Raw genomic sequence first — 25,651 nt, 5'->3', positions numbered from 1 at the left:
GCCCGGCGCGAGCTGTAGAGGTCGCGCTGCTCCTGGGAAATGCCGACGATCTCGCGGGCCTTACCGTCCGGGCGGGTCGCGAACTTCACCCCGAAGTCCCGCGTGAGCTGCTCTTCCATCACCCGCTCGGCGATCGCGGCCGCCGCCGGACGCGCCTTGCGCATGGCCCGACTGTCGATCGTCCGCCACTCGCCGTCCGGGCATTCCACCCGATTCAAGATCGCGTTGTGGATGTGGAGCTGAGGATCGCCGTTGCGCGAGGTGTGCTGATCAAAGCTCGCGATGACCCATTCCTTGGCCTCGACGAACTGCCCCGTCGAGTGGTCGGCGAGCTTGCGGCCGGTCACCGGGTCACGCGGGATCGCCCCGTGATACCCCGTACGGCTGTAGCCCGCCTCCTCCTGCAAGTACTCCATCGCGGCCGCGCTACCAGCGCGAACAGCCGCCCAGACCTGCTCGGCGTAACCGTCCATCCGCTCGGCCGTCGCCAGGTCGCCGGCGGCCCGCGCCTTCGCGGCCGCGGCCTGGTACCCGGCGTGCATCAGGCTCACCGACTTCGCCGGACTGAACGTGGCGTCATGGAACAGGACGGCGCTGCGGCTGGCGTCGCTGGCCTCCAGCGTCAGCGCCTTAATCCGCTCCGGCGTGGCCTCCGGCTCGTTCGCCAACTTCGCCGCCAACAACTCCTCAGCGCTCTTGTAACGCCTCGGCGCCTTCCCCAACGTCGACTTGCCGGACGGGTCCCGAGGGTCCTCCAGATGAGCGTAGATCGCCTTCATCACGTCGGGGTCGACGTTGCCCACAAGCCCCAACTTGGCGCACCCCGCACCGGTCCACCGGCCAGGCGGCTCGCCATGCTCACCACCCGACGCCGACAGGTAGTAGTTCTCCGCCCCGGCCGCCGTGGCGGTCAAGTAACCCGGGTCGTACCCGGTCGACATGCTGAGCATCGGCGGCCTCCCTTCCGAGCGGATCTTGGAGCGAAGCGAGCAAGATCAAGCGACCATCACATTGTAATGCCTCGGTGTGAAGGTTTGTAGATGGTGGCGCAGGGACGCGAAAAGGCGAGTTGGTGCAGAGCTAGGGGGAGGAAGGAGGAGGGAGAGCGGGAGAGGAAGACGGGAGGACGAAACGGACAGGGGTTACGGGCTGCAGGCAGACACCTAAGATCGGCAACCAGGGTCACGCCGGGACGTGCGGAAGATCGAAAAGCGCCCCGAAGGAGGGCCGACGCAAGCGTCCCGAAGGGGGGCCGACGCGCTCGCACCCGGGCCCCTCCGCGCCGCCCCACAACGGCCACGGCCGCGCCGGGGGTCAAGCCCGCGTCCCTGCCCCTCCATCCCTCCAACGTCATCGGTGATGACCTCCTGAGAGGCCCGGAAAGTGTCGCCGCCGCGGCGTACCGTCGAAAGTCCAACCCCCTGACCTTCCTGCGGAGTCGCGACATGAGCACGCCCCCGCACGACCTCCAGCCGCCCACCGCCTCGACGGCCGCGTCCTCCGCCACCGCCTCGCTCGGCGACCCACCGGCCCGCGCCGGAGCCTCAGCCCGCGCCCAGTACCGCGCTGAGCTGGCCAAAGGCCGACGCTCCCGGCTGCTGCTCCGCGCCCTCAAGGCTGCCCTGCCCGGCCTGCTGGCCGGCTACCTGCTCGGATGGAAACTCGGCCTGGCCCTCGCGCTCATCATCGCCCTCGTCGACCTGGTGCGCTTCTGGCGCTGGTCGAGCGTCTCGGCCTGGCGCAAGGGCGCCGCCGGCGAGCGCGCAACCGCCCGCCTGCTCGCTCCACTGCAGGCCGAGGGCCAAGTCTGCCTTCACGACCGCGCCATCCCCGGCAGCACGGCCAACATTGACCACCTGCTGATCGGCCCTACCGGTGTCTGGATCATCGACAGCAAGAAGTGGCACCGCCGCACACAGCTCCACGGGCGCGGCAAACAGCTATGGATTGGGCGGCGGCCGGCCGAGGGCGTGCTACGCGGCCTCGCCTACGAGCGCTCCGCCGTCGCCCGGGTCGTCAACCGGGCCACCGGCAACACGGTCGGCGTCTGGCCCCTGGTCGCCGTGCACGGGGCCAAGGTCCCCGGCATCGGCCGCCCCCTCGTCCTCGACGGGATCACCCTCCTTCGAGCCGGTCAGCTCCGCCGCTACATCCGCCAGACCAGCGAGTCACTCTCGCCCGCCCAAGTGGCCAATCTGGCGCGCGCCCTCGACCGCGCGTTCCCGCCCTACACCGCATAGCCCGCCCGGCCGCGCCGGTTCCGCGCACGCCTCGGCCAACCCGGCGCGAGCCCGGCCCGGCCGCGCGCCACTCCCGCCGACCCCGCCGCCCCCCGCGGGTCTCGCCTCCGCGACCCTGACCTGGACGCGCAAGAGCCCGGAGCCATCCCGGCCCCGGGCTCTTCCAGTCTCACCGCCTACGTTCGGCGATCACCTGTTCTGCTCGCGCAAGGCGTCGGCCACCCGATCGCCCAACTCCTTGCAGTCGACAGCCGCCTGATAGTCCTGCCGGGTCGAACGGCTGGGCGCGCTGGTGGTCATGCGCCGGTCGAACTCGGCGCACGCGACCCGGTTCTCCAAGATGATCCCCTCGTGCGTGGTCGCGCTGTCCTGGTGCTGGTTCCGGCTCATCCCGTCCTCTCTTCGCGGGTTGGTGGGCGGGGTGTCCGTCCCCGCCCGGTGTTCGGCCTGGTCATGTGGCCAGATCAGGTGTGCTTGCCGTACCGGTCTGGTTCACCGGCGGCGTTCCTCGATGAGCTCGCCGTGAGCCCAGGTCCACTCGGTCACTCCGCCGCCGCCCGGGTCGACCACCGCGACCTGCACGTGGTAGCACGGTCGCGGCGAGGGCGGCATCCCCGGATGGCTGCCGCGTGAGTCCTGCTCGGCCCGGGCCGAGACCTGCGGCCAGTAGCCCGGGGTGGTCATGCTGTAGCTGTCTCTGTTTTCCATGATCCAGGTCGTCCGGTAGGGGCGGTACTGGTGCCCCTCTGCCTCCCAGCGCAACATCTGCTCGGCCTCGACCAGTGCGGTTTCCTGCGCCTGGCGCCGGTAGCGGCGCTGCCACAGCGCTTCCCTAGCCAAGATGCCCAGGAAGAACGCGAGCGCGGCCCCAGGAAGTGCCCACAACCAGGTATCCATGATCCTCCCTTCCGTCGCGGGTGGTGCGAGGGGCGGGTGTCCGGTCCGCCCCGTCTGCTCACTGCTTGGAACGCGCGGGCTTGGCGAGCTCGGCGCGGGCGGCGTCAAGATCGGCCTGCAACCGCTCGACCCGGGCGGCCAGCGCGGCGCGCTCGCTGCGCTCCTGGTCGACCTGCTGCTCGGCGCGCACGGCCCGGCCGGTAATCGCCTCGACCTGCGAGGCGTGCGCGTCGGCGAGCTCCTGGCGCCGGGTCTCGGCCTCGGCCCGCACCCGCTCCAGTTCGGCGCGAGCGTCCTCGGCCTGCTGCTCGGCCCGCGTCACGCGCTGGCGGGCGTCGGCCACCTGCTCGGCCGCCTCGGCGCGCACCCGTTCCAGTTCGGCGCGGGCGGTGTCCCGGTCCCGCTCGGCCTGTGCCACTTCGGCCGCGCTCGCCGCCTTGACGCGCTCGACCTCGGCAGCCGCCCCGTCCTGGGCGGCCTGCACCTGGGCGGCCGCGCGCTGCTCGGCGGCGGCCACGGCCTCGTCCCGTTCCTCACGGGCGGCCTGCACCTGGGCGGCGGCGGCCTCCTGGACGGTCCGCGTCTCGGCCTCCAGCTCCACCCGGAGCCGGGCGAGTTCCTCGACCGCCTGCTCGGCCCGGGCCTCGGCCTCGGCCACCTGCTGCAATGCCTCCTCCGCGACGGCGTCGGCCTGCGCGCGCTCGGCCTGCGCCTGCCGTACCGACCCGGCCGCCACGGTCGCCGCCTGCTCAGCCTTGACCGCGCGGGCCTCGGCGGCCGCCACCTGCTCGGCCGCGCTGGCGTGCGCGGCGGTCACCTCGGCCTCGGCCGCCTCCGGGTCGCCGGCGGTCCGCAGCTCCGACAGCGCACGCTCCACGGTGCCGCTGAACTGGGTCAGCAGCCCTTCGAGGTTGCGCGCGAGCTCGGCGCCGCGGGCCTGGCTCATGCTCACCGGCCGGTCGAGATCCTCGGGCGTCGGCTCGGCCGACTCGCCCCGCGCGGCCCGCTCCAAGCGCTTGCGCTCCCTGAAGGCGGTCAACGCGGTGTGCCCGGGGTCCTCGCAGTACTCCGGCGGGCGGCCCGGCCCGGTGCTGGGCTCGCGCTCGTTCCCGCACCCGGGGTAGCGGCACAGCGTCCGCTCGACGTCGTGCTCGGGGGTCTCGGTCGTCATCGTCCCTGCCCTACCTCTCCGGTGCCCGCGCAGTGCGCGCACATCTGGTTGCCGTCCGCGTGCGCGTTCTCGCACGTCGCCAACTCGTTGTTGATCAGGCTGGCCAGCCACTCCAGTTGCCCGGCCTGGACCTCGACCCGGTGACGCGCCCCAGTCTGATGCTGGATCTCCACCGAGGCGACCGCCCCGCCGTCGTCGGTCGGGTAGGACGCGCACAGCTCAGCCAGGAGGCCGGCCAGGCGCTCGGCGTGCTGGGCTCCGTCCGGCGTGGGCGCCGCGGCCGTCGTGCTCGGCGAGAGCAGCGCGTCGACCTCGGCCAGCAGCGTACGGACCGGGACGGTCAGGGGCGGGATGTCCGGCGAGCTCCACGGCCCGGTCTCCCACTCGCCACCGCTCGCGGCGATCGCTCGGTAGTCGCCGAACGCCATCTCGGGGTCGAGCTCGATGTCGGCGAGGAAGTCGTCCACGCTCAGCGTGCGCAGCGTGAAGCGGCTCGACCCGTCGTAGGTGTGCAGCACCGCCGTCACCGGCGGAGAGCTCTCGGCGCCGGTACGGACGAAGAGCGCGGCCACGCCGTAGTCGTCGAGCCACTCGGCGAGCGCGGGCAGCTCACGGCCCGCGCTCGCCCTGAGGGCGCTCATGCGCGCCTCGAACTCCTCCCCGGGGAACGTCTCCGCCGCCATGTCGAGCCCCTTCCTGTCGTCTCGATCTCCAACACCCTGATTCTATTACATTCATATCGTTACGTGCAATGAATTAAAGAAATGAAATGAAACGAATTTAACTGGTCGATGATCTTGCCGCACGCTCGGCGATCTTGGCGGCCGGTCGGGTCAGGCGGCGGCCGCTCGGCGCGCGGCGGCGGCGAGCTGGAGGTGAACGCGCGCGGCTCGGTGGTCGGCGCGGCCGCGGTGGTCACGCGGGTAGCGGGCCCGGTTCGCGTAGGAGGGCGCCCCGGGCAGGATGAGGCGGCCTTGCCCGGGTACGGCGCGGCCGCGTGCGGTGCGCTTGCCGCGGGTCTTCATCCAGTCGAGCTCGGCGAGCCACCAGGCGTAGAGCTGGCGGTCGAGCGCGTAGGCGCGGTGGCGTCGCTCTCGGGTGCCGTGCGCCTCGAGGCGCCGGGCCGCGCCGGTCAGGCTCGCGCGGGTGCGCCTCCACCCTGGCGGCCGGTGGCTCTGGGCGGCTATTCCGTGCTTATCCAGAATGGTCAGGTGCCGCCGGATGGTCCGGGCGCCGTATCCGGTGATTTGGGCGAGATCCTTTACTTTGTACACTCCGCCGCTCAGCACAGCCAGCGTGCTGGCCACGTGCCGTCCAAGCCCGGGTTGATCAGGTCCGGGGTGCGTGAACAGGTCGTGAGAAACGATCTCCCGGCGGCGGCGAAGGTCGGTGCGGTGCTGATCGCGCAGTGTGAGGGTAGGTCGGAGGTCTGCCGAGGGGGGCGGGTTCCCTTGTGTCCCACCCCCCCCACGGGCTTCTTCGCGAGAGGGGGACTGGTGCTGGCTGGCGCTGCTGCTCGGCGCCGCGTCCTCCAGGACCTGGCGTAGCAGGCGATAGCGGCTGGCGCGCTGGCCCCGGCCCGCCTCGACCAGGTGCAACCACTCGTCCAGGCACAGCCGGTCCAGGGAGCGGGCGGCGGTGCTCTTGCCCATCCCGGTGGCCTCGGCCAGGCGCCTGCAGTCGATCTCTATCTCGGTGCTGACCGCGTCGAGCGCGAGTTCGCTCACGTATTCCAGGGCGCGCCGGTCGGAGGGGCCGGCCTGCGTGGTCCACCGGCGCGGCTCGGCGGCGATCGCCTCGCGCACCGTGCCCACCACGGCGACGACCTCGGCCAGCCGCGCGGCCCACGCCTGCTCATCCTCGGCCTGGCGCTCGTCACCGGCCCCGGTGGCGCCCGGCCTGCGCACCGCGGCGGCGTACTCCACCGCCCGGTCCCACTGGCGCGCCAGCAGGGCGGCCTGCTCCCCCGGGCTGCGCGTCCGGCTGCGGCCGCCGCCCTGGCGGGCCAGGTGGATCAGCCCTGGCATGTCCACGTTCGCCAGCAGCAACAGCGCGGCCTCGGGCAGCGACCAGCGCGCCAGCGCGAGCCGTACCAGGATCTTCCGCAAGTGCGCGTGCCCGCGCGCGGCCGCCGGGGCCTCGGCGAGCAGGTCGGCCACGTCGCACGGACGGCGCCGCCCGGCCAGGCGCAGCCCGCGCGGCGTCTTCTCGATCGTGCGCACCGCCTCGGCCTCGACCTCGCGCGGGTCGACCTCGGCGGCGTCGAGAAGCACGGCCAGGCGTTCGATGGCCTCGGCGTCGTTGGGCACCGACAGCACCCGGGCGGCGGCCTCGGGCGTGATCGGGGTCCACTGGTCCACCGGGGTCGAGTAGCCGCCGTGGCGGTGCGGCGCTCCCGGCGGCCGCACACAGCCGGTCGCCGCGTTGGTCAGGGGCGAGATGTCCAAGGTCGGCAACAGCCTCTTGGCCGCGCGCGCGATGGCGCGCACCACGGCGGCCGCCACCGGCTCGACGGGCACCCAAATGTGCACCCCGCCGCCCGGCCCCGACTCGCACACCAGATAGCGCAGGTCCGCCTCGTACAGCAGGCCCGCGAGCTCGTCGACGTCCCGCTCGACCGCCTCGCGCCCGTGCCTGCCGGGGTCCAGGTCGAACACCACGAACACGAACTCGCGGCGCTGGTTGGTCAGGTACCAGGCGAAGGGCCCGGCCGGCGGGGTGGCGCCGAGGCGAGCCGTACGGCGGTAGCTGTGCTCCCAACCCGTGCTTGCCGTGTACACGTCAAAGCGCGCTCTGCCCCTCGGGGCCAACGCGCGGAGAGCCGCGTAGAACGCGGCGGATTCATGCTCGCCGTCGCCCTCCGGGCGTGCCTGCACCGACACGCCCGCCACGCCCGAATCGGGACATGCTGGGCTAACCGAGCGACGATCAGGTATCGTCAAAGAGCGTCCTCGGGGTGCCTACCTGGGGGCAGCAGAAGGCCGCCCGTCCTCGGCAGAGGTGGGTTCGATAAGCCGGTCAACCAGACCGGTCAGTCGGCGGGGTGGCTAGGCGGCTCCGTTTCTTCTCCAGAGAAACGGGCTGGCAAGACCCACTTCTCGGAGCGTTCGAGCGTTCGAGCGTTGGTTCGTTTCGGTGGTGATCAACAAAGAGTCGAACCGCTGGCAAGCGGTCCGGCTTACTGCAGCCCCGTTGGCGCGGGGTTGTGCCGAGAGATATCGGTACTCGGTTGGCTGCCGAGAGCGGCTGATCTCCCGACGACGTAGGACACGCCCCGGTTGGCATACCGGGGCCTACGCATTTCTAGGCGTTGATCGCCTGTTCCTCGTCGCGTGAGTCCCTGGCTGGGGGCGCGAGCGGGTCGAGTTCGATCAACAGCTCCAAGTAGAGGCTCAACGACAAGCCTCGGGCCTGCGCCGCCTGGTGGTAGCGCTGGTGAAGCTCTTCGGGCACCCGAGTCTGCAGATTGATCGTTCCGCCTCGTCGGTATGGCCGAGTCGCCACTCCTGGTGCAGTTGCCATGCGGGAGATCATGGCGCAAGCAAGGTGCCCGTGCATGCACGTCTATCGGCGTGTCGCCAAAAAGTTGCCCTCCGCACCCAACAGGCATCGATCTTGGAGGAGATGCCAAAGGCGCGAGCCGTAGGGCCCGCGCCTTTCGTCGCGCTGATCGGAGTGTTCTCACCCTTCCTCGTCCGGCTCCGGGTCCTCCCCCGCGTCCTGGTCGTCGAGCTCGGGGGCCTGGAACCGCTTGCTGCACAGCCCACAGATCAGCGGCCCGTCCTCCAGTGCCTTGGGGGTGAGCTGGATACGCCGGGGCGGGGTGCATCCACACTCGGCGGGGACGCGCCGGCCGCTGCGTCGCCGCTTGGTCGTAACTGTCCCAGGCAGACTCACCGGGGCAACCTCTCCGCCTTCCTCGCCGAGGTCGATCCCGGCGCCGGGGCCGGTCCCGGTGACGACCACGCTGGTCAACAGCTCGTTCAGGTCCACCAGGTAGGCGAGCGCGGCCGCGTCCATCGCCTCGATGGTCGCCGCGTAGGTCGCCGCGGTGGCGTCCTCCAGGGTGACGGCGGAGAACCCGATGCCGGTGTCAGGCTTGTCCGGCGGGGTCAGCCCCAGCTCGCGCGCCACCTCGACGAACCGGCGGTTGTGGTAGCGGCCCTCCCTGGAGGTGTCTTTGATCCTCCGGGCGTGCGCGAGTGCGTGCGCCGCCTCGTGCAGGAGCGTTAGCAGGGTGCGGCGGCCGCCCTTGGCGAACAGCTCGCCAGCGATGAAGAGCTCGGGCCGCCGCCCGCTGCCATCGGCCAGGACCCAGCGCTCCGGCCAGTGATGGCCCCACCGGTCACCGCCACGTTGCCCGGACGTCCCAGTGATCATCACGACATCGGGGACCTCGGGGTGGCGGGATTGGATGTCGGTCCACGCCTTCTCCAGTGCCGCGATGATCTTTGAGCCGTGGTCCGTCACCCGGACTCCCTTCTTGACGTGTACATGGCAACTCTAACGTGCGGTGAACCTCCCGGCCGGATGATCCGGCAAGGCGGCTCGTCGAGAGTTCAGGCGGCGATCGTGTGAGAGCAGTCCAGACAGACGAGGGTGTTCTCCTCGATGCCGGGCTCGACGTTGGCCGAGGCGCACTCGGGGCACCACAGGGCGTCCATGGCGGGGTTCCTCCAGGTCAGGCGGGGATGGATGCGGCGACCGCCGCGGCGGTGCGGGCCTCGGTCTCGGCGCACACCTTGTGGCACGGGCGGCCGTTGTCGTCGACCAGGAAGGCAGGGTTTCCGCAGATGCGGCAGGGCCGGCGCTGACCGCCGCCCCAGTGGCTGATGCCGTCATCGCCCGACCAGTCGAGCCCGTTGCCGGTGCTCCTGGCCTTGCTTGCGCTGGTGCGGGTCCGCCGTCGAGCCATCTTGCGCCTCGCTCTTCCCTGGTCGGCAAAGGGTCAGGTGCCGTGATCACCGGGGCGGGCGGGCTACAGGGTGGCGATCTTCTCCCCCCATTCCCCCCTCCCGGTGGCAAAAGAGCGAAGGTCGCCGCAAGGGACGAGCCGGTCAAGGGATCAGAGCCAAGATGCTTGAGGCTGATCGCGAAGCGACCCGGAGGGATGCCCGAAGGGCAGTCAGGCTCTGGGATCTTGGGTCCCCTTGACCGGGGAGGAGTGGCGGCTACCATCGATCGCCACCGGGAGGGGGAAGGGAAAATGCGGCCCGGCTTGCCGGGCTCCTTTGATGCTCTTTGGTCGTGATGCTCTTGGGTTCTTGCTGGTGGTGCCCGTGACCCGGGAGGTCCCTCCCCGCGCGCTCATCCCCTCAGAGAGCGGCGCGGGGATCATCCCGGGTCACGGGGGTCAGCCTGGCGGGCCCGAGCTCGGCCGTACCGCTGGGATGTGGGCGGCGACAGGACCGAGGTGGGGATGGGCCCGCCAGAGATCACGTTCGACCTGCTGCATAGCGCGGGTGAGCTCGGCGGCGTCGGCCGCCTCCACCCGCTCGCACCGGTCGGGGTTGCGCAGCTCGTAGGCGGTGAACACCTGCCAGTACGGCGACCACAGCACCAACCACCCCGGCGAGGTCGCCATGAGCTGGGCGGCCTCGCCGCGGCGGTCGACTCCGGTGTCCACCCCGGGCGGCGGCGTCGATCCGCCATGGTGAGGCGTCGCCGTCCGGGCCTTGCTGCGTCGGATGATCACACCGGCTCCCCGGCGCGTGGTTGCTCGTCCTGGTTGTGGGCGCGGCGAGCGGTGCGGATGTCGACGTAGTCGAGCGCCAGGCGGACGGCCGCCGTCTCCGGCGCGTAGGCGAGCACCAGCAAGGGCGTTCCCCGGCGGCTCAAGCGCGGGCTCGTCCACCAGATCATCCGCCCGTCCGTCCACGCGATCAGGCCATGCCACAGCGAAACGGCCGCCTTGTCCGAGGCAACGGGCACGAGGTAGCCGGCGACGTCGAGCTTGGCCAGTGCCGCGCGCAACCGGTCGGCGGCCTCCTCCGCCGTCAGCGGGAGGGGGTAACGCGTGGGGTAGCTGCGAGGGGGGTTCACAGTCTCATCAGATCGGCGGGCAGGGACCGCCGGGAGGGGAGAGACTGGGATACAGGCGGATATCCCCCCTGTCCACCAGGCAATAGAGGTCTCATGAACGATCACGACCGCCCGGCGTGGGCGGCCCGGCTGCGGGCCGAACGCCGGGCGCGACTGTGGGGTGTCAAGCGCATGGCTGCTGAGCTCGCGGCGGCCGCCGACCCGCGCACCCGGGCCACGCTCCCCCACCGGACCAGCCTCGCCCGGTACGTGCGTTGGTGGGAGAAGGGCGAGCACACCCCCGGCGAGCTGTACCGGGCGCTGTACGTCCTCGCCTTCGGCATCGCCGAGAACGAGTTGTTCGCCGTCGACCAGCCGTGCCCGGCTCCCCCGGCCTCGCCGCTGGTCGAGCTGCCGCCGGTCGGTGACGTGCTGGCCCGGGTCAGCGGCCACACCGGGCGCCGCGTCGGCGTCGACACCGTGGCGACGCTGGCGGCCCGGGTGCACGCTCTGCGCCTGGCCGATGACGTGCTCGCCGGCGGCGACCTCATCGGCCCGGCCTTCCGCGAGCTCGACGCCGCGGTGCAGGTCTACCGCCGCGGCGGGCACACCGAACGCGTCGGCCGCGAGCTGCTCGCGCTCATCGGCGAGTTCTCCCAGATCGCGGGGTGGATCGCCAGCGACGCCGGGGACGTCGAGCGCGCGGCCGCGACCTACCGCCTGGGCATCAGCGCTGCCCGCGAGGCGGGCGCGGTGCTGCTGGAGTCGAACATCATCGGTTCCCTGGCCTACCAGATGACCAATGGTGGCGAGCTCGCTGAGGGCGTACGGCTGGCGCAAGCCTCCCTCGACACCGCGGCGGCCGCCGTCTCGGGGCGGGCCCGGGCGCTCGCCTTCGACCGGCTGGCCTGGGCCACCGCCCGCGCGGGCGACGGCCAGGCCAGCATGCGCGCGCTGGGCGACGCCTCGACCGCCCTCGACGGGGCCACCGCCGACGAACCCGCAATCTTCTACTGGGTCGACTCCGGCGAGCTCCAGGTGATGGAGGCCCGGGTGTTCACCGAGCTGCGGCGGCCGCTGCGGGCCATCCCGCTGCTGACCGACGTGCTCGGCCGCTACGACGCCTCCCACACGCGCGAGCTCGCGCTGTACCTGTCGTGGCTGGCGGTCGCCCTGGTCGACGCGGGCGAACCGGAAGAAGCGGCGGCCGCCGCACACCGGATGCTCGACCTGTCGGCCGACATGCCCAGCGAGCGCACCGCGGCCCGGGCCCGAGATGTCGTTGCGCGCCTTGCCGTGCATCGCGCCGTGCCCGAGGTGGCCGCGCTGCTCGAACGCCACCGTACGGCGAGCTGACCGCGCTGCCGTACGGCAGGGCGGGGCTCACTGGCCCTTGGCCTGCTCCAGCGCGAGGGCCTGGCCGTTCTCGGTGACGAACGTGCCGCGCCCCGGCACCGACTCGATCAGCTGAGCCTCGCGCAGCAGAGCGAGCGCCTTGCGCACGCTGTCGCGGCCGAGGTCGTGCACCTCCATGAGCACCTTCTCCGTGGGGATCACCCGGCCCGCCGCAAGGTGCCCCGAGGCGATCTGGTCACGCAGGATCGCCGCGAGCTGCCGGTACACCGGCATCGCGGCGTCGTGATTCACCCTGGCGGCCTCGCGCTCCTCCGTCATGACCATGGACCGTAGATGTCCGCAAACGCGGCCCTTCGCTCGCCTACGTCTGCAAACAACTGCAGACATTTGACAACCATGGGTCTACGCTGGGGAAACGTGAGAAGGCTTCCCGGTGATCTCCACTACGCGCACCCATCCCCCCGGGCGGACGCGCGTGCGATCGCGTGGGGCTCGCCTGGCTGTGAGGTGCCTCGGGAGCGCCTGGAGGCGTGGACCTGCACATGCAGGCCGGTCTACTACGAGCTGCTGGCCGGCGCCGGGGTGATGTGGATTCGCCGGATCGAGGGCGATCAGGTGCGCGAGACGCACCGTACGGCTACCGCCATCGTTCGCGAGTGGTGGGCCGACCTGCTCGCCGGGCAAGCGAGCTAAGCGCATCGTAGTGATCATGACGCTGATGGGGCTCGTCGTGCCCGCTCCGCGTCATGGTCATCCGGGACGTGCAGCGCGGCGAGCGCGGTACGCCTTGGCCTTGCATGATCGGCTGCAGTACACCGCGTCGGCCCGCCGCCGCCCGCCGATGAAGTAGCCGCACCGGGCGCACCGGCGCGAGGCGGCGAGCAAGGCCAGGTCCTCCGGGCCCGCCGTGCCTCGTAGGGCGCGCCCGTGCGCGACCAGGAACGTCATGGAGCGGCGCGCGGCCTTGCGCGCGCGGTAGGCCCTGGCCACGCATGCCGGGCTACAGAACCTGCGTCGCCGGGACGAGCCAGGCGGCAGCAGGTTCCGACAAGGCCGCCAGGCACAGCGCCGCCTGCTCATGCTCGGAGATGTACCCCTGCGCGCGAACTTCGGTGCGGGGAGCAACGGGCCGACGTCAGCCCGCCCAGACCACCTCGTACACCGAGACGGTACGGCGCGGCCGGTCGACGTAGAACGCGGCGATGCCCAGCTCGCCGAACTCGACCTCGCGGTAGTTCGGATCATCGCGCTGACCAGCGGAAGAGTTCTTGAACGGGTCCTCACCGACGCGGGCCAGGGCCTCCAGCAGGGCCACGAACGCGGACTCGGGCAGGCCGACGATAGCGGCTGACCCGGTCGCGTGGAAGATCACGCGGTAGTTCACGAAGCGCGCTCGGCCAGCACGTCAGCGAGGCTGCGGCCCGGGAACGGGCTCTCGACCTGGTCGGCCTCCAGCCACGGCCCCCCGGCGCCGGAGCGGGCCTCCTCGGCGCGCTGGTCGTGACCGGGGCGCGAGTACATGATCGCGCGCAAGTGCCAGCGCTTGAGGACCTGCTGCAGCTCGCGGTAGCGCCACGTCTCGTGCGCGGCCGCGACCATGGCGGCCCGGTAGTCCGACAGGAACCGCTCGCGGTACTGCTCGGGCAGCACGCTCAGGATGTGGTCAGGGTCGTACCCGGTGCCGTGGGGCTCGGCCGGCTGAGCTGACACGGTGCGCCCTCCTGATCGTCTGGTCTGTCCGCCTTCAGCCTACTGCCCGTCGCCGGCGGCGTCAGGGCCCACGCCTCGGGACCGAGGCGGACATCGAGGCGCAGCGCCACGGCGGCGGGCACCTGCTCGCGGTCGGTCCAGCGGGCACCGCACAAGCACACCACGGCGGGGGCGGCCTCGTCGTCGTCGACGAGCGGGACGGCTACCTCGTGCGGGCAGGGGGCGGGGTCGGTCATGACGTGCGACCGTAACCGCCTCCTGGCCCCGGAGCTGGGCGGACGCCGTATTCGGCGGGTTCGTCCGGGGCCCTTCGGCGGGTGCTCGGGGTCAGCCTGCCCCGAGAGCGGGCGGGCGACGGGCGCGCCGCTGACGCGCGGGGGCTGCCGCGGGGTCGACGTCGACCCGCTCGGCGTGCACCCGGTACGGCCCGGCGGCGTTCGCGGTGGAGACGTCGAACACGACGCGGACGCCGGGCCCGCGTCGGTTGGTCAGCTCGGCGGCGTCGCCGAGCTGCAGCGCGGGGTGGCCACGCAAGGCGGCCATCACCAGGGCGGCGACCTCGCGCACCCGGTCGGCGTCGTCGCCCATGAGGCGGAGCTGCACCATCAGACGCTCACCTCCGCCGCGCTGGTCGGGTCGTGGTCGAGCTCGGCGCCCTCGACGGTCACGTACGTCACGTGGCGCTCGCCTTCTTCGCGCGCGGGCACCGTGGCGGCCGCGCGCCGCAACCGGCCTGCGCGGGTCAGCGTCTCCAGCACCCCCGTCGTTCCTGCGGCGGACCCGGTGATGGTCAGCCGCACCTCGTCCCGCGCGCCCGGCTCTACCTGGTGGTCCGGCGAGCTCAGCCCGGGACGGCCCGCGTCCGAGGTGTCGGCGATGCGCCGCAGCGTCAACCACAGCCGGTCCGCCGTCCCCGGCGGCCAGGGCTGGCGCAACCAGCCCGTCACGGGGTCGAGCTCCCCGCGCCACTGCGCTACCCGCTCGCTCACGGTTGCGGGCCAGTAGTCGGAGACGCCGCCCGGGCCGTTCGGCGCGGTGAGCTGTACGGGCTCGCCGAGAGCGGCGAGTCGGTCGAGCACCGCCCCGAGCGGGCGACGCTCCCACCCGATCAGGCGGCGGCCGTCGAGCGCGGCTCGCACGGCGGCCGCGCCCTCGGTCGCCGTGACCGCGTCGGCGGGAGCCCCGGAGGTTCGCGGCCCGGCCAGCCGTACCAGGACGTCGAGCAACCGGCGGCCGCTGCCGTCGACCGCCTGGACCCGGGCGGCGAGCGGCGGCCGCGCTCGTCCGGCCGCCGTGCGCGGTGCCTCGTGCACCTCGACCCAGACCACTGCCGTGGCCTCGTCGTCGAGCAGGGCGGCCGCCCACTCGGCCAGCGCCATACGCCCCTGGCGCAGTCCGATCTGCTTGGCGATGAGGCGGGCGATGTGGTTGCAGGCCACGCACCGGGGCCTGAGCCCGCGCTGAGCAAGGCACTGTTGGCACTGGGCGCCGCAGTCGGCGCACACCCGCACGGTGGTGCTCGCGCGCCGCCCGGCGGCCGCGAGCTGACCGGCGCTGGCCCCGGTCGGCGGGCAGTCCGTGACGCGGTACAACGGGATGTCGGTGTCCTTGCCGCGCCAGTCCTCCCCCGCCACGTAGCCGACCACCGGCCCGCCGGGCTCGCGGGGCAGGTCGGCGCCGGCGAGCTGGCTCCGGCTGGCCAGGCCCCAGGGCACCTCGGACCACCGCCGGTAGTAGACGGGCTCCGGCGGCGGGGGCGCCTCCTGCGGCTCGTGCTCGGCCATAAGGCCTCCGTTCGGCTCTCGGGGATCGCGGTCCCCTTAGGGGGTGTTGATGGTTGCGACCGTACGCCGTGCCACCGACAGTTTGCAACCCGGCTCTAGGTCGCTGACCGGCGCTTTTCAAGTTTGCAAACTTGAATGATCCGGCGGTCAGCCGGTGGCGAGTGCGCGGTCGACGGCGGCGCGCAGGACGTCGCCAGGGGTGATCACCTTGGCGGCGAGCTCCTGGTACCGCTCGTAGATCGCGCCGTCTCGGGGGGTAAGGGGCCCGGGGTTGGCCTCGCGCAGCGCGCGAATCTCGACGATCGCGGGCATGCTGACGTGCACGCATCCCGCTTGCAGGCGTTCGGCGAGCTCGGGCGGGATGCGCATCGGGATCACTTCCGGCCACGCGCGGTCGACGCTGCCCGGCCAGCGTCCGGAGTGGGGGGCGGTCGGCGGGGGCGGGGGCCATGGGTGATCCCACCCCCGCTCCCCCAGCTCGGCCCGGACGGCGTGCGTCATGAGCACGTCGACCGAGTCGCGCAGCTCGCCGCGCTCGCGCAGCGCGCGCAGGTGCGCGCGGGCCTGAGCGCTGACCCGGGCGCGTTCGGCGGCCGGCGCCTCCGGGTCGACGGGGAAGAGCGCGGCCAGGATCGCGCGCCGCGCGTCCTTCTCGGCGGCCAGGCGCTCGGTTAGGCGGGCCCGGGTGCCAAAGGCGACGCGGGCCTGAACGGGTGTCACTGCGACGGCCATGGACCTATCCTGAACGGCGGAGAATAAGTTTGCAAACTTCAATCACCGGCGGCCCGGCCCGCCGGTGATGTCCGGTCGGGGCCTGCTGCGGCGGGCGTCGGCTGCGTACGCTGCCAGCGACGGCCCGCCCGGGGCGGAGAAGGGGGCGCGTGATGGACCTGGACGTCTCGGCCGAGGTGGAGCCGCTCGTGACGGCCGCAGACCTCGAGCTCCTGGCCGCCGAGGCGGCCGGCGGCTATGCGTGCCTGGCCTGCGATCAGCCCGGCCGCCTGCCCGCCGCCGCGGTGGTGCTGCGCGACGGTGACGCGATGCTACTGCGCCTGGCTCACCGGGAGTGCGCCCGGTCGGGGGTCGTGGAGGTCCCGGGCCTGGCGGCCGCGCTCACCGCGGCCGAACCCGAGGCGCGCGCCGTGGCGGCGCTGGTGCCGGTCGGCGGCGAGGTCGAGCCGGTGTTGCTCGTCGAGATCTCGGTGAACGTGTCCACCCCGGCGGGCGGCGAGCGGGTCGACGCCGTGGTGTCCTGGGCGCTTCAGCACGGGCTCCACCTGGTCGCCGCGCTCGACACCGCCCTCGACGTCGCGGCGGGCTGGCGCGTGGAGCTGCCCGGCGCGAGCGCGCTGCGGGTCGACGGCCCGGGCGGCACGTTGTTCGACGGCACGGTGACGTTCGCCCCCAAGTGGAGGCGCGCCGTCATCGAGCGGGGCTCATGCGGGGTGCTGCTCGGCGTGGGCCTGCGCCTGGAACAGGCGCCGCAGGGCTGGGCCGACGCCCTCGACCGCATCGCGGCCGTGGGGCGGGCGGGTCGCCTCGCCGGCGGCCTGGTGGCCGTCGCGCGACCCTGACCCCTGCCCCCGGTCGGCTCAGCCGTACAGCTGATGGCACGCGGAGTTGCGCGCGGCGAACTCCGGCTTGCCCGGCGGGAACAGCTCGTCACACTTCCTGTGCATGAGCGTGCCGCCGCTGCTGCTCTTGCCGGTGCTCGTCCCGCCGGACTGGTCGGAGTCTCCCCCGCTGCGCGGCTTGGTCGTCTTCTTCGTGCGCGGCTTGGTCGTCTTCTTCGTGCGGGGCTTGGTCTCCGGCTCGGTCGCTGGCCGGTCGAGCTCCACCGACAGGCGGCCGTCGTCGCCTTCGACCTGCTCGCGCGGCTTGCGCGTGCGGCTCGGCGTGGGCGCGGGAGTGAGCGCCCCGGCCGGGTCGGGGCTCGCGGTCGGCGTCTTGCCCAGAAGGTTCGTGTACGTCGGCGTCGGCGTCACGAAGAACGGCGTCCTGGACTCGGACGGCGTCGGCCTGGCCTCGTCGGTCTCGACGTAGCGCAGCGTCGCTACGGGCGTGGCCGCCGGGCTCGCCTCGGCCTCGGGAAGCGCGTCCGGCCATGCCGCCACGATGCCGACGAGCACCGCGGCCGCCAGGACGCCCGCGATGGGGGCGACCGCGCGCCAATCGATCCGCGAGGGGTCGGGGCCGTACCAAACCCCGCCGCCCTCGTCATCGTCTGGCGGCGTCGGCGGGGAGTAGCGGCGCGGGTCCATCGGGACGTACGCCTCTTCCTCGCTCGGCCCTTCCTCGACCGGCCACTCGTCGGCCTCGGCGCTGGCGGCAGGGTTGGCGTCGGCGGGCTCGGGCGGCGGGGTCATGCCGTACGGCGCGCGGCGCCAAGGTCGGTTCGCCGGGGCCGAGGGGGCGGGGTCGTCGTGCTCACCGTGCATGGCGTCTCCCTCGATCTCGTTTTGGACGTGCCCCAGCGTGGCCGAACCGATTCCTGTTCGGAGCTGTACACATCATGGCGAGGCGGAGCTGTGACCAGCGGAAACAGGGCAAACCATGGGGAATGCGGACGGGTCGGCCCGGCCGGTCGGGCGGGCTCGGCGATCAGCTCAGCGGGCCGTACGGCTAGCGGCTAGCCTGCGTTCGACCGAGCGGGCGGCATGCGCCGGCGGGGCTCGATCGGAGGAGAGCGCGGATGGATCGCGGAACGCTGCTGGCGGCGTTGGTGGCCACGCCCGCCCCCTCGGGCGGCCTCAACACGGCGGGCCTGGCTGACTTCCTGCGCTCCTTCTTCGCCCCGCTGTTCCTCGTGGTCGTCTCGGTGGTGGCGCTGGTCTTCCTGTTCACGCGGGAGATCACGCGCTTTGCTCAGTTCATGCTGCTCGCCATCACTATCGGAGTGATCTTCTACGTGCCGAGCATCATCGAGGTTCTGGCCAAGGGTGTGGCGAACGCGCTCGGGGTGCGCTGACCCCCGCCGGGCGGGCGAGAGCCTTCGGGCTCGCTGGGGCCCCTCCTCCACCGGCGGCCGCCGGGCTCTCGCCTTCCCCACGTCGGCGCTCGGTGATCACGCCGCTATGGCGGAGCATATAGTAACCATTCGGGCACTGTTGGTGATTCTGGGGAAGCGCGTGAGCCTCGCTCCGGGTGTGCATATCCATGCATGGGCGCTGCATAAACGGACCCCAAAAGGGGACGAACAGGACGTTGCGCCAGACGTCGCGAGCTGTCGAAAACAACCCGGCACGTTACCGCAGGTCAGAGCGTCGCGAAGATCATATTTAACCCTGCAGACCTAGGATTCTGTGCCGTTACGGACTGGTAACCGGGGTGGCGCGGCCGCTCACTGCTCGGGGGCGACGGCCGCCGGGGGCGGGTCGAGCGGGCGCAGCATCCACAGCATGAGCGCGAACGCGGCGGGCCGCGCGAGGATCTCAGCCCACGAACCGCCCGCGTCCCAGTGCACCACGGCGGCAAGCACGATCAGGGCCCACGTCGCGATCAGGAGGCGGCCGCCGCGTTCGCCGCGTCGCCACCCGTAGGCCACGGGCAGCGCCAGCAGGGCGGGGGAGATGGCGAGCCAGAGCGTTGCCAGCCAGGCGACGAACGGGCCTTGGCCAAGCCCGGTCGGAGAGCTGGCCCACGCCAGGGTGTCGGCCAGCGGGAGCGCAATCACGATGACCGCGCCGAGGATGGCGGCGGCGGCCTGGGCGACGACCAGAGCGCGTCTGCTCCGGCGGGGCTCGACGGGCGCGGCGTCGGTCACGAGGGGGCTCCTTCGTCGGCGAGACCTGATCTCGACGGTACGCCGCGGCGGGCGGGGCGGGCTAGGAACCGAAGAACGCGGCCATGCTGACGGCCAGCAGGCCGAGGCCGGCGAACCCGCTCAGCCACGCGGCCTCCTTGTGGCCGGTCGCCGCCGCGAGCGCGGCCAGCAGGCCAGAGCAGGCGGCCAGCAAGAGGAAGATCCCCCCGGCGTTCTCCGGCTCGGTGGCCACGGCGATGATGCCGAAGAACACGACGGCGGCGATGACCACCATGCACAGGCACGCGCACCCGGCCTGCGCGGCGGGCGTCGGGGGTGCGGCGTCGGGCCCGGGGGAAGCGTCGGGGTCCATCACCCGACGCTAACGGCTGCTACGCGCGGTAGTCAGCCGGTTCAGCTCCCGGGCTCGCTGGCGGTAGCCGTACGGCGGCGGTCGCGCGTGGGGTCGAGCGCGACCCCGAACCCCTTGCGGCTGTTGAGCACCTCGACCACGTCACCGGTCCGGTAGTAGCGGCGGGCGCCCCGGTCCTCGTGGGCGGCGTGCTCGTCGATCGCCGCGCGGTACTGCGTGACGCTCTTGCCGTCGACGCCCAACAGCTTGGCGATCGCGCCGAGGGTGCGCATCTCGTCGGGGTCGCCGGGCACCTGGTAGCGGGCGGGCGCGTGCGCGGCCTCCCATGCCTTCAGGAACTCGTCTAGCTCGGCTTCGTCGTACTCCTCGTACGGCGTGCCCTTGCCCGTGCGCGGCCTGGTTCCCTTCGGCGCCGGGAACCCGGGGGCGGCCGCGAGGTGGTTGCGGACCGCCGTCTCAGCGCGGCCGACCTTCGCCGCCCACTCCCCCAACGTCACCAGCGCCATGAGACCCATTGTCCCGGAGCCGGCGGCCGCGCTGTACGGCGCGAGCTCGGCGAGCACGGCGAGCCAGACGTCCCCGTGACACTCCTCCCCCGGGCGGCACCAGCACGCCAGGTCGAGCCCAGCGAGCTCGCGCCGGGCCCGCTCGACCAACTCGGGGTGCTCGGCCAGATGGCCCCGGAAGAGCCGCAACGCCTCGGCGCGGCCGTGGGTCTTCACCGCGAACGGGTTGCGGAACGGGCTGCCCTTCAGCCCCGGGCAGGCCCGGCCGATGTAGGCCGCCCCGGCGGGGACGCGGCCGTGGTACAGGTCGCCCTCGACCCGCACGCGGCGCGGCCTCACGCTGCCCATTCCTCAACGCTGCGTACCGGGGGACGCGCGGCCGCTTCGGCGATGATCTCGGCCATAGACAGGTCCTGGCGGAAGCGGTGGCCGGTCGCGGCCTCGGCCTCGGCGTAGAGGGCGGCAAGCTCCGGTTGGAGCTGCGCGGCCAGGATCAGCGCTGAGCGCGAGGCCAGGACGCAGAAAACACAGCTCAACCGGGGCATGCCCAGCAGGTATGCCATGTGCGGCCTGGTGCCCGCTTGCCGGATGCGCTCCCAGACCTGCTCGGCGCTCCAGCGGTGGATAGGGAGCCAGGTGTCGACGTGGCGCAGGGAGTTGGATGCCCCGTGGCCGGTCTTGAGGTGCTTGGGCACCTTGCCGCCTGCTGCCAGCACGGCGGCGGCCGCCGTGGTCCGGGTCCGGCACGGCTCACACGAACAGGTCTTGCTCCCGTCGTGGGAGAAGGCGAGCAAGCGGCGGCGCGCGGGCGACTCCTGGGCCCGCATGCCCATCACGTTCAGCAGGCGGACGCGGCCACTGATCCCCTCGCCGCGCACCTCGCGGACGAGACGGGTCATCAAGGTCCGGACGGGCCCGCGCTTGAAGTCGCTGGTACACCAACGGTTCTGCGAGTCGGGGAACAGGCCGCGCTCGTTGATCCGCTCCAGCAGGTTGCTGCCGACGCGTCGCACGACCTCGAACCGCAGACCGTAGTGGGCGGCGTGCTCGGCGGCCAGCTCGCGCACGCCCGGCCACTCCATCGGGCCGAGGTCGGCATGAACGGCCACTAGGCGGTCAGCGACGGCGGCCGCCCTCGCGGCCTTCACCACGGCGTCGAGCGCGGCCTGAGAGTCCTTCCCGGCCGAGATGTTGATCAGAATGCGGTGATAGCTCGTCAGGTCCGGCGGCGCGTCCAAGAGGTCAAGTTCGGGCAGGTCGAGCGTGAGCTGATCCATGGTGGGGCCTCGTTCGCGGGTGGGGTGGGTGACGGCCCCGGCTGTCCGGGCCTGGGCCGTCACGGGATGGCTGGTCAGTCGAAGAGGGGCGGCTGTTCGGCCTGCTCGCGCGTCTCGGGTTGCTGGATGACCAGCTCGTAGCCGCCGCCCGGCGCGCCGCCGGGCCGGTGGCGGGTGTTGTAGCCGTCCGGGCGGCGGATGAGGATCGGCCCGCCCTGCTCGAACCATCCGGCGGGGTAGGACTGGGCCACCTGGGCGTTCCAGCGGCCCATCAAGACCTTGCTGTAGTCGGCGGCGGCGGCCGGCGGGTTGACCACGGGCAGGGTGCGCCAGCTCGGCCAGGCGTGATCGTGGGCGTCCTCGGTGGCGTCGTTGTTGCGGCGGTGCTCGGGGCCCTCCCAGTCGCACCCGAGGCAGGCGCCGCGGTGGACCTGGTGCCAGGCCGGTACGTCGACCACGCGGGAAAGCACGGTCGGGCGGCAAGCGGTGGTGAGCTCGGCGGGGTGGCCGTAGCTGATCGCCCACATGCCCCGGCGGGCGGTGTCGGGGGCGGCCTGGTAGGCGGCGAGCCTGGCGCGGGTGCCGCGCGGCTCCTGGTCTTGGTGGTTCGGGGTGCTGCTGCCCGAGGTGCTCATGGGCGTGCCTTTCCGGTGTGCTTCGCGGGTGGTCTCGGCTGTCCGGGCCGAGGCGGGTACTCGAGTAGCTGGTACGGCGGGAGAGGGCCGCGCCGGCGCCCGCCCCTCCCCCGGGGTTCACCACTCGATCGCGGCGTTCACTTCGTCGTCGCTGGCGTTGCGGTAGGCGGCCTGCACCACCGACAGGCAGCGCTCCATCTCTGCCTTGGTGCCGTTCTCGCGCGCGGCGTCCAGCTCGCGCACGGCGGTCTTGAGAATCTCGACCTGGGAAGTCCTGATCATGTCTTGCTCTCCTGTGCTCGCGGGTGGCGCCGGGGGCGGGTGTCCGGCCCGCCCCCGGCGCTGGGGCGTGTTACCAGGCGGTGGGGGTGAAGCGGTAGGTCTCGCGCGCCCGGCCCATGACCCGGGCCATGAGGCTGCGGGCGTCGGTGACGATGACGATCAGCACCTCGTCCGGGGCCGTGATCGCGAGCGCGTCGGCGAACTGCCTGAGCGCGGCGGCGGCCGCCTCCGCCCCGTCGGCGGCAGCGTCGACCACGGTCATGCCGTCCGTGATGACCTGCTCTGCCATGGGCTTGGCCTGGATCTGGGCGCGTACCAGGCTCAACGCCTCGGTGAAGCTGAGCGCGTCGAACGGCAGGCCGTAGTAGTAGCTCGCGGCCGTCTCCAGCGCGGCGCGGTGGGCCTCGTCAATGCGGTAGGTGATCGCGGGCATGTCCTGCTCCTGTTCTCGCGGGTGGTGCCGGGGGGCGGGTGTCCGGCCCGCTCCCCCGGCGGCGTCTGCTGGTCTAGATCTCGCGGCCGTCGCAGTCGACGTAGACCAGGCCCCTGACGTGGATGCCGTTGCAGCGCTCGTGCGGGTCCTCGATCTCGTCGAGCTCCTCGTCGACCTCGCCGGGGTTCGTCATCCTGACCTCCTCATCTCTTCTATTCAACAGTCTACCCGATATTGTCGTCTTGAAACCGTTGATCACGGCTTTGAGCTGGGTTTTCTTTCGTGTCGCCGGGGTCTTGCTACCCTGGGGGCGTGTCCTACCTTTCGCGGGTGGACCATTGGCGGCCGGTGTGTCCGACTGCTGCCCGGCCTTGGCCGTGCGGTAGTTCATCGGCCGCCTTCGTCATGCCTGGGCGCGTTCCCCGAGGGGTGGGGCCCGGCCAAGCGCCGGGCCCCGGGCTGGTTCAGTTCGGCCAGCGCTCGATGTCCTCGCCGGTGACCGCCTCGACCAGGGCAGAGACGATGATCTCGGCCACCGGCGGCGTAACCGCGTTGCCGTACTGCCTGACGCGCTGGCGCTTGTTGCCGACCACGACGTAGCTCTTGCCGAACGCCATCGCCGCGCCGACCTCGTGCGGCTCCAGCATCCGAAACTGCACGTCGGTGATGTCGAGCTCGGCCGCGCCGCGCACCACGGCGTAGCGGTCGCGGGTCGACAGGGTGCCGATGGGCTCGGCGACGGGGCGGGCCTGGCCGTTGCCGTAGTAGGGCGCGAGCAGGGTTTGCCAGAGCGCTGCCGAGGTGCCGGGCGGGGTGACGAGCCCGTGGTGATTGCCGCTGGCGGTGACGGTGGCCAGGGCCTCGCTGACCGCGCGGGCGTCGGAGGACCCGCCGCGCAGCTCGGCCACGAAGGGCAGGAAGGCGACGCCGGTCTCGTTGCGCGCGGTCTGCGTGCGGAGCGGCAGCGAGGCGGGAGCGGCTTCCTTCCCCTCGCGCCCCTCCATCGGGATCATGAGCGGCGGCATCACCAGGGCGTGATTGCTGCCGTCCGCGACGACGGTCGCGAGGGGCTCGTCCAGCCCGATCGTGCGCGGCCGGTCCGAGCGGAGCAACGCCAGGAAGGGCGCGGGGATGGCCAGGCCGTCGTTCTCTCGCGTGGTCCTGGTGCTCATGGGCGCGCTTACCGGCGTCGCCTCGTCGCGCCATGTTCCCCCGGCGGGCACCATGAGCGGCGGACAGCTCGGCTCGGCGAACTCCGGGGCGACGGCGTAGCGGCGTAGCCCGGCCTCGATGCGGGCCATGGTCTTGTCGGCGAGCGGCCGGTCCCGGTCGCCGATGCGCTGGCCGGTCAGGCTCCAGTCGATCGCGGCGGCCGCCGGGAGCACGGGCGGCTCCAACACCTGGTTGCGGCAGGCCACCCGGGGGCACTTGTAGACGTACTGCTGGCGGTAGCGGCCCATGTCCGCGCCCGGGGTCTTGAACACCTGGACGGCCTGTACGGTCTCCTGGCAGACCGGGCAGTAGGCCAGCGGCCGCAACCACTTGTTCCAGTCGGGGTCCCGGCCGAGGGCCTCATCCCAGTAGGCCACGTACAGCCGGTCCCGGCTCTGCGGCGCGGCGGGGGTGCGCGCGGGCTGGGCGTGCATGCTGTTGATGGCGATCACGCGGGTTCGGTAGCCGAGGGCGCGAATCTCCCCGATCCACCGGTTCCACTGGTCCCATGCCCGGACGTCGACGACGTTCTCGACGACCCCGGCCCGCACGCGGCCGCCCCGGGCGATGACGCCCCGGAGGTACATCGGCACCTCCTCCATCAGGGCCCGGCTGCGCTCGGCCTCCTCGTCGCGCTCGGGGCCGAAGAGTTCTCCCTGCAGCGTCATGTCAAAGTCGCGCTTCTTGCCGCGCGCGGCTGACCACTGGGGGCACTCCGGGCTTGCCCAGAACAGATCGGCCACCGGCCAGCGCTCGACCGGCGCGGTCCGGATGTCGCCGAGGTAGTGGTCCGTCTCGGGGAAGTTGACCGAGTGGCTCTCGATGGCCTTCTCCCAGTGGTTGGCGGCCCGGGTGACCCGGACGCCGGGAACGGCGTGCGCGCCCTGCGAGCTGCCACCGGCTCCACAGAACCAATCCATCAGGTCGAGCATGTGCGTCCTTCTTTCGATCTTTCGCGGGTGGTGCGGGGGGCGGGTGTCCGGCCCGCCCCCTTCTATTCAACAGTCTACCCGATTTACTGGCTGATGAAACCTCGAAATCGGGGGTCTGAGCTGGGGTTTTACCTTTCGGTCGCGTGCGCTGCCTTGCCCGGTGGGGGGTTCAACCCACACAGTCCGGGGGCCTGAGTGGTCATCTCGTCGCCTGATGCCTGCACTACCGCAGGGTTCCGGGGCGGCCAAGTCCCCGGGTTTGGGACTTGGGGGCCCCGGGTTCCTGTGGTAGCCCCTTGGGGTCAGGTGGCGAGATGGCCACGACCCCGGACGGCACCGCCTACGGCCTTGCAGGTCCGCTCCGGCCCCGGTCATCTCGGAGCCTGCCTCCCGGCGAGGGCGGGGGTGCAGGGGGCAGCGCCCCCAGCATCGGCCCGCAGGGCCGACAGTCCTTCCTCTCGCGCGGTCGCTGGCGGCTACCTCCAAATGGAGACAAGATCGCCCGCGTTTACGGCGTAGATCAGAGGGTCGAGTCAAGCGCTCTGCGGCGTAGGGTGGCGCCGTGGCGCTGACGGCAGACGAACGGGAGTTGGCCGAGACGCTGCGCGCGTGGGCGGCCCTGTCGCCGCCGTTGCCCGGCGATCGGTACGGCTCGCTCTACGCCCTGTTGCTCGACCTCGGCGAGTGGTTCGCTCCCGAGGCGTTGCCGGTCGACGTCGAGCGCGGCCCGGCGGGGTTCTGCTACGCCAACGCGGCTGAGGTCGCCACGGCGCGCGGCTGGACGTACGTGGAGGGCCTGGCCCTCGTCGACACCGGAAGTACGCGCCTGCCGGTTCCGCACGCCTGGGCGTGCCCGGGGCCGGCGGGCACGGCCGCCGAGGTGACCTGGCCACCCGGGCGCGGCGTCGCCTACCTCGGCGTTCCGCTGGCGGCCGACACCTGGTCGGCTCGCCCATTCTGGGACTCCTCCCCCGTCCTCGACGTCCACGCGCGGCGCGAGCTCCTGCGCGACGGGGTGCCGAGGTGCTGGCATGCCAAGGCCGCAGAACTCCCCTAGTTGATCTTGAGACCAATTGGTCT

Annotated in this window: 32 protein-coding genes; 6 read left to right on the top strand and 26 right to left on the bottom strand. The window is 72.3% G+C overall.

What is annotated here, in order from left to right:
* A partial coding sequence (gene mobF / locus HT134_RS44045) for a MobF family relaxase (RefSeq protein WP_175606462.1) occupies nt 1-950 on the bottom strand: 950 nt, incomplete at its 3' end.
* Between the two features lie 495 nt (nt 951-1,445).
* Between mobF and HT134_RS44040 the strand changes: the two genes are divergently transcribed.
* Nucleotides 1,446-2,240, top strand: a complete 795-nt coding sequence (locus HT134_RS44040; protein WP_175606461.1) for a nuclease-related domain-containing protein — start codon at nt 1,446-1,448, stop codon at nt 2,238-2,240.
* 189 nt (nt 2,241-2,429) lie between these two features.
* Here the strand turns inward: HT134_RS44040 and HT134_RS44035 are convergent, their stop codons facing one another.
* The 9 genes from HT134_RS44035 to HT134_RS43995 all read right to left on the bottom strand — a co-directional run bounded on the left by HT134_RS44035 (nt 2,430) and on the right by HT134_RS43995 (nt 10,350).
* A complete protein-coding gene (locus tag HT134_RS44035) occupies nt 2,430-2,630 on the bottom strand; it encodes a hypothetical protein (protein ID WP_175606460.1) in 201 nt (66 codons plus the stop codon).
* 102 nt (nt 2,631-2,732) lie between these two features.
* A complete protein-coding gene (locus HT134_RS44030; protein ID WP_175606459.1) occupies nt 2,733-3,137 on the bottom strand; it encodes a hypothetical protein in 405 nt (134 codons plus the stop codon).
* 58 nt (nt 3,138-3,195) lie between these two features.
* Nucleotides 3,196-4,308, bottom strand: coding sequence for a coiled-coil domain-containing protein (locus tag HT134_RS44025; protein ID WP_175606458.1), 1,113 nt, complete (start codon nt 4,306-4,308; stop codon nt 3,196-3,198).
* Nucleotides 4,305-4,991, bottom strand: a complete 687-nt coding sequence (locus HT134_RS45060) for a hypothetical protein (RefSeq protein ID WP_217709106.1) — start codon at nt 4,989-4,991, stop codon at nt 4,305-4,307. The genes HT134_RS44025 and HT134_RS45060 overlap by 4 nt, the downstream gene beginning before the upstream one ends.
* Nucleotides 4,992-5,141: 150 nt before the next feature.
* Complete coding sequence (locus tag HT134_RS44015; protein WP_175606457.1) at nt 5,142-7,088, bottom strand: hypothetical protein; 1,947 nt, start codon at nt 7,086-7,088, stop codon at nt 5,142-5,144.
* Nucleotides 7,089-7,989: 901 nt separating this feature from the next.
* Nucleotides 7,990-8,778 carry a hypothetical protein gene (locus HT134_RS44010; RefSeq protein WP_175606456.1) on the bottom strand — a complete coding sequence of 263 codons (789 nt, stop codon included), beginning with the start codon at nt 8,776-8,778 and terminating at the stop codon, nt 7,990-7,992.
* A gap of 211 nt (nt 8,779-8,989) precedes the next feature.
* Entirely contained in the window at nt 8,990-9,223 is a 234-nt protein-coding gene (locus tag HT134_RS44005; protein ID WP_175606455.1) for a hypothetical protein, read from the bottom strand.
* A 438-nt stretch (nt 9,224-9,661) separates the two neighbouring features.
* The gene (locus HT134_RS44000) at nt 9,662-10,003 is read right to left on the bottom strand and encodes a hypothetical protein (protein WP_175606454.1); all 342 of its coding nucleotides are present in this window, start codon (nt 10,001-10,003) and stop codon (nt 9,662-9,664) included.
* On the bottom strand, nt 10,000-10,350 hold the full coding sequence (locus tag HT134_RS43995) for a hypothetical protein (RefSeq protein ID WP_175606453.1): 351 nt from the start codon (nt 10,348-10,350) through the stop codon (nt 10,000-10,002). Before HT134_RS43995 ends, HT134_RS44000 begins: the two co-directional genes overlap by 4 nt.
* A 93-nt stretch (nt 10,351-10,443) precedes the next feature.
* On the opposite strand from HT134_RS43995, the gene HT134_RS43990 reads away from it, so the two are divergent.
* Nucleotides 10,444-11,685, top strand: a complete 1,242-nt coding sequence (locus HT134_RS43990; RefSeq protein WP_175606452.1) for an NsdA family TPR-like regulatory protein — start codon at nt 10,444-10,446, stop codon at nt 11,683-11,685.
* Nucleotides 11,686-11,712: 27 nt separating this feature from the next.
* Here the strand turns inward: HT134_RS43990 and HT134_RS43985 are convergent, their stop codons facing one another.
* Nucleotides 11,713-12,003 carry a GntR family transcriptional regulator gene (locus HT134_RS43985; RefSeq protein WP_217709105.1) on the bottom strand — a complete coding sequence of 97 codons (291 nt, stop codon included), beginning with the start codon at nt 12,001-12,003 and terminating at the stop codon, nt 11,713-11,715.
* 189 nt (nt 12,004-12,192) lie between these two features.
* Here HT134_RS43985 and HT134_RS43980 point away from each other — a divergent pair, with 189 nt between their 5' ends.
* Nucleotides 12,193-12,378: a hypothetical protein gene (locus HT134_RS43980; RefSeq protein ID WP_175606450.1), complete on the top strand. Its 186-nt coding sequence runs from the start codon at nt 12,193-12,195 to the stop codon at nt 12,376-12,378.
* 57 nt (nt 12,379-12,435) lie between these two features.
* Here the strand turns inward: HT134_RS43980 and HT134_RS43975 are convergent, their stop codons facing one another.
* From HT134_RS43975 to HT134_RS43950, 6 genes are all read right to left on the bottom strand, one after another.
* Entirely contained in the window at nt 12,436-12,675 is a 240-nt protein-coding gene (locus HT134_RS43975; protein ID WP_175606449.1) for a hypothetical protein, read from the bottom strand.
* Nucleotides 12,676-12,820: 145 nt separating this feature from the next.
* Nucleotides 12,821-13,069: a hypothetical protein gene (locus tag HT134_RS43970; RefSeq protein WP_175606448.1), complete on the bottom strand. Its 249-nt coding sequence runs from the start codon at nt 13,067-13,069 to the stop codon at nt 12,821-12,823.
* Nucleotides 13,066-13,395 carry a DUF6247 family protein gene (locus HT134_RS43965; RefSeq protein ID WP_175606447.1) on the bottom strand — a complete coding sequence of 110 codons (330 nt, stop codon included), beginning with the start codon at nt 13,393-13,395 and terminating at the stop codon, nt 13,066-13,068. The genes HT134_RS43970 and HT134_RS43965 overlap by 4 nt, the downstream gene beginning before the upstream one ends.
* 327 nt (nt 13,396-13,722) lie before the next feature.
* Nucleotides 13,723-14,001 (bottom strand): hypothetical protein, encoded by a 279-nt coding sequence (locus tag HT134_RS43960; protein WP_175606446.1) that lies wholly within the window; start codon nt 13,999-14,001, stop codon nt 13,723-13,725.
* Complete coding sequence (locus tag HT134_RS43955) at nt 14,001-15,179, bottom strand: hypothetical protein (RefSeq protein ID WP_175606445.1); 1,179 nt, start codon at nt 15,177-15,179, stop codon at nt 14,001-14,003. Before HT134_RS43955 ends, HT134_RS43960 begins: the two co-directional genes overlap by 1 nt.
* Before the next feature lie 147 nt (nt 15,180-15,326).
* Nucleotides 15,327-15,911 (bottom strand): hypothetical protein, encoded by a 585-nt coding sequence (locus HT134_RS43950; protein WP_175606444.1) that lies wholly within the window; start codon nt 15,909-15,911, stop codon nt 15,327-15,329.
* 152 nt (nt 15,912-16,063) lie between these two features.
* On the opposite strand from HT134_RS43950, the gene HT134_RS43945 reads away from it, so the two are divergent.
* Nucleotides 16,064-16,753 carry a hypothetical protein gene (locus HT134_RS43945; RefSeq protein WP_175606443.1) on the top strand — a complete coding sequence of 230 codons (690 nt, stop codon included), beginning with the start codon at nt 16,064-16,066 and terminating at the stop codon, nt 16,751-16,753.
* A gap of 18 nt (nt 16,754-16,771) precedes the next feature.
* Here the strand turns inward: HT134_RS43945 and HT134_RS43940 are convergent, their stop codons facing one another.
* Entirely contained in the window at nt 16,772-17,617 is an 846-nt protein-coding gene (locus tag HT134_RS43940; protein ID WP_175606442.1) for a hypothetical protein, read from the bottom strand.
* 254 nt (nt 17,618-17,871) lie between these two features.
* Here HT134_RS43940 and HT134_RS43935 point away from each other — a divergent pair, with 254 nt between their 5' ends.
* Nucleotides 17,872-18,147, top strand: coding sequence for a hypothetical protein (locus HT134_RS43935; RefSeq protein ID WP_175606441.1), 276 nt, complete (start codon nt 17,872-17,874; stop codon nt 18,145-18,147).
* Between the two features lie 372 nt (nt 18,148-18,519).
* On the opposite strand, the gene HT134_RS43930 is transcribed toward HT134_RS43935, so the two are convergent.
* The 8 genes from HT134_RS43930 to HT134_RS43890 form a co-directional block, all read right to left on the bottom strand.
* Nucleotides 18,520-18,942, bottom strand: a complete 423-nt coding sequence (locus HT134_RS43930; protein WP_175606440.1) for a hypothetical protein — start codon at nt 18,940-18,942, stop codon at nt 18,520-18,522.
* A gap of 61 nt (nt 18,943-19,003) precedes the next feature.
* Nucleotides 19,004-19,294: a hypothetical protein gene (locus tag HT134_RS43925; protein ID WP_175606439.1), complete on the bottom strand. Its 291-nt coding sequence runs from the start codon at nt 19,292-19,294 to the stop codon at nt 19,004-19,006.
* 41 nt (nt 19,295-19,335) lie between these two features.
* Nucleotides 19,336-20,148, bottom strand: a complete 813-nt coding sequence (locus HT134_RS45055) for a DUF4326 domain-containing protein (protein WP_217709104.1) — start codon at nt 20,146-20,148, stop codon at nt 19,336-19,338.
* A complete protein-coding gene (locus HT134_RS43910; RefSeq protein WP_175606438.1) occupies nt 20,136-21,077 on the bottom strand; it encodes a phosphoadenosine phosphosulfate reductase domain-containing protein in 942 nt (313 codons plus the stop codon). Before HT134_RS43910 ends, HT134_RS45055 begins: the two co-directional genes overlap by 13 nt.
* Before the next feature lie 74 nt (nt 21,078-21,151).
* The gene (locus tag HT134_RS43905; RefSeq protein WP_175606437.1) at nt 21,152-21,712 is read right to left on the bottom strand and encodes a DUF6349 family protein; all 561 of its coding nucleotides are present in this window, start codon (nt 21,710-21,712) and stop codon (nt 21,152-21,154) included.
* A 117-nt stretch (nt 21,713-21,829) separates the two neighbouring features.
* Nucleotides 21,830-21,994 carry a hypothetical protein gene (locus HT134_RS43900; protein ID WP_175606436.1) on the bottom strand — a complete coding sequence of 55 codons (165 nt, stop codon included), beginning with the start codon at nt 21,992-21,994 and terminating at the stop codon, nt 21,830-21,832.
* A 70-nt stretch (nt 21,995-22,064) separates the two neighbouring features.
* The gene (locus HT134_RS43895; RefSeq protein ID WP_175606435.1) at nt 22,065-22,427 is read right to left on the bottom strand and encodes a hypothetical protein; all 363 of its coding nucleotides are present in this window, start codon (nt 22,425-22,427) and stop codon (nt 22,065-22,067) included.
* 464 nt (nt 22,428-22,891) lie between these two features.
* The gene (locus tag HT134_RS43890) at nt 22,892-24,571 is read right to left on the bottom strand and encodes a DNA cytosine methyltransferase (RefSeq protein WP_175606434.1); all 1,680 of its coding nucleotides are present in this window, start codon (nt 24,569-24,571) and stop codon (nt 22,892-22,894) included.
* Nucleotides 24,572-25,133: 562 nt separating this feature from the next.
* Between HT134_RS43890 and HT134_RS43885 the strand changes: the two genes are divergently transcribed.
* Nucleotides 25,134-25,628: a hypothetical protein gene (locus HT134_RS43885; protein WP_175606433.1), complete on the top strand. Its 495-nt coding sequence runs from the start codon at nt 25,134-25,136 to the stop codon at nt 25,626-25,628.
* The last annotated feature ends 23 nt before the right edge of the window (nt 25,629-25,651 follow it).

Source organism: Nonomuraea rhodomycinica (genome assembly GCF_013363995.1).
In the GTDB taxonomy this organism is placed as follows: Bacteria; Actinomycetota; Actinomycetes; order Streptosporangiales; family Streptosporangiaceae; genus Nonomuraea; species Nonomuraea rhodomycinica.
This window is presented reverse-complemented; position numbering and strand designations above follow the sequence as displayed.

Coding starts and splice junctions, on each gene's coding strand:
- HT134_RS44025 (WP_175606458.1), bottom strand. CDS start 4,308: ATGACGACCGAGACCCCCGAGCACGACGTCGAGCGGACGCTGTGCCGC.
- HT134_RS43985 (WP_217709105.1), bottom strand. CDS start 12,003: ATGACGGAGGAGCGCGAGGCCGCCAGGGTGAATCACGACGCCGCGATG.
- HT134_RS44035 (WP_175606460.1), bottom strand. CDS start 2,630: ATGAGCCGGAACCAGCACCAGGACAGCGCGACCACGCACGAGGGGATC.
- HT134_RS43950 (WP_175606444.1), bottom strand. CDS start 15,911: ATGGCCGTCGCAGTGACACCCGTTCAGGCCCGCGTCGCCTTTGGCACC.
- HT134_RS43905 (WP_175606437.1), bottom strand. CDS start 21,712: ATGAGCACCTCGGGCAGCAGCACCCCGAACCACCAAGACCAGGAGCCG.
- HT134_RS43945 (WP_175606443.1), top strand. CDS start 16,064: ATGGACCTGGACGTCTCGGCCGAGGTGGAGCCGCTCGTGACGGCCGCA.
- HT134_RS44030 (WP_175606459.1), bottom strand. CDS start 3,137: ATGGATACCTGGTTGTGGGCACTTCCTGGGGCCGCGCTCGCGTTCTTC.
- HT134_RS43900 (WP_175606436.1), bottom strand. CDS start 21,994: ATGATCAGGACTTCCCAGGTCGAGATTCTCAAGACCGCCGTGCGCGAG.
- HT134_RS45055 (WP_217709104.1), bottom strand. CDS start 20,148: ATGGGCAGCGTGAGGCCGCGCCGCGTGCGGGTCGAGGGCGACCTGTAC.
- HT134_RS43960 (WP_175606446.1), bottom strand. CDS start 14,001: ATGGTGCAGCTCCGCCTCATGGGCGACGACGCCGACCGGGTGCGCGAG.
- HT134_RS43935 (WP_175606441.1), top strand. CDS start 17,872: ATGGATCGCGGAACGCTGCTGGCGGCGTTGGTGGCCACGCCCGCCCCC.
- HT134_RS43925 (WP_175606439.1), bottom strand. CDS start 19,294: ATGGACCCCGACGCTTCCCCCGGGCCCGACGCCGCACCCCCGACGCCC.
- HT134_RS45060 (WP_217709106.1), bottom strand. CDS start 4,991: ATGGCGGCGGAGACGTTCCCCGGGGAGGAGTTCGAGGCGCGCATGAGC.
- HT134_RS44040 (WP_175606461.1), top strand. CDS start 1,446: ATGAGCACGCCCCCGCACGACCTCCAGCCGCCCACCGCCTCGACGGCC.
- HT134_RS43955 (WP_175606445.1), bottom strand. CDS start 15,179: ATGGCCGAGCACGAGCCGCAGGAGGCGCCCCCGCCGCCGGAGCCCGTC.
- HT134_RS43910 (WP_175606438.1), bottom strand. CDS start 21,077: ATGGATCAGCTCACGCTCGACCTGCCCGAACTTGACCTCTTGGACGCG.
- HT134_RS43895 (WP_175606435.1), bottom strand. CDS start 22,427: ATGCCCGCGATCACCTACCGCATTGACGAGGCCCACCGCGCCGCGCTG.
- HT134_RS44005 (WP_175606455.1), bottom strand. CDS start 9,223: ATGGCTCGACGGCGGACCCGCACCAGCGCAAGCAAGGCCAGGAGCACC.
- HT134_RS43890 (WP_175606434.1), bottom strand. CDS start 24,571: ATGCTCGACCTGATGGATTGGTTCTGTGGAGCCGGTGGCAGCTCGCAG.
- HT134_RS43990 (WP_175606452.1), top strand. CDS start 10,444: ATGAACGATCACGACCGCCCGGCGTGGGCGGCCCGGCTGCGGGCCGAA.
- HT134_RS43940 (WP_175606442.1), bottom strand. CDS start 17,617: ATGCACGGTGAGCACGACGACCCCGCCCCCTCGGCCCCGGCGAACCGA.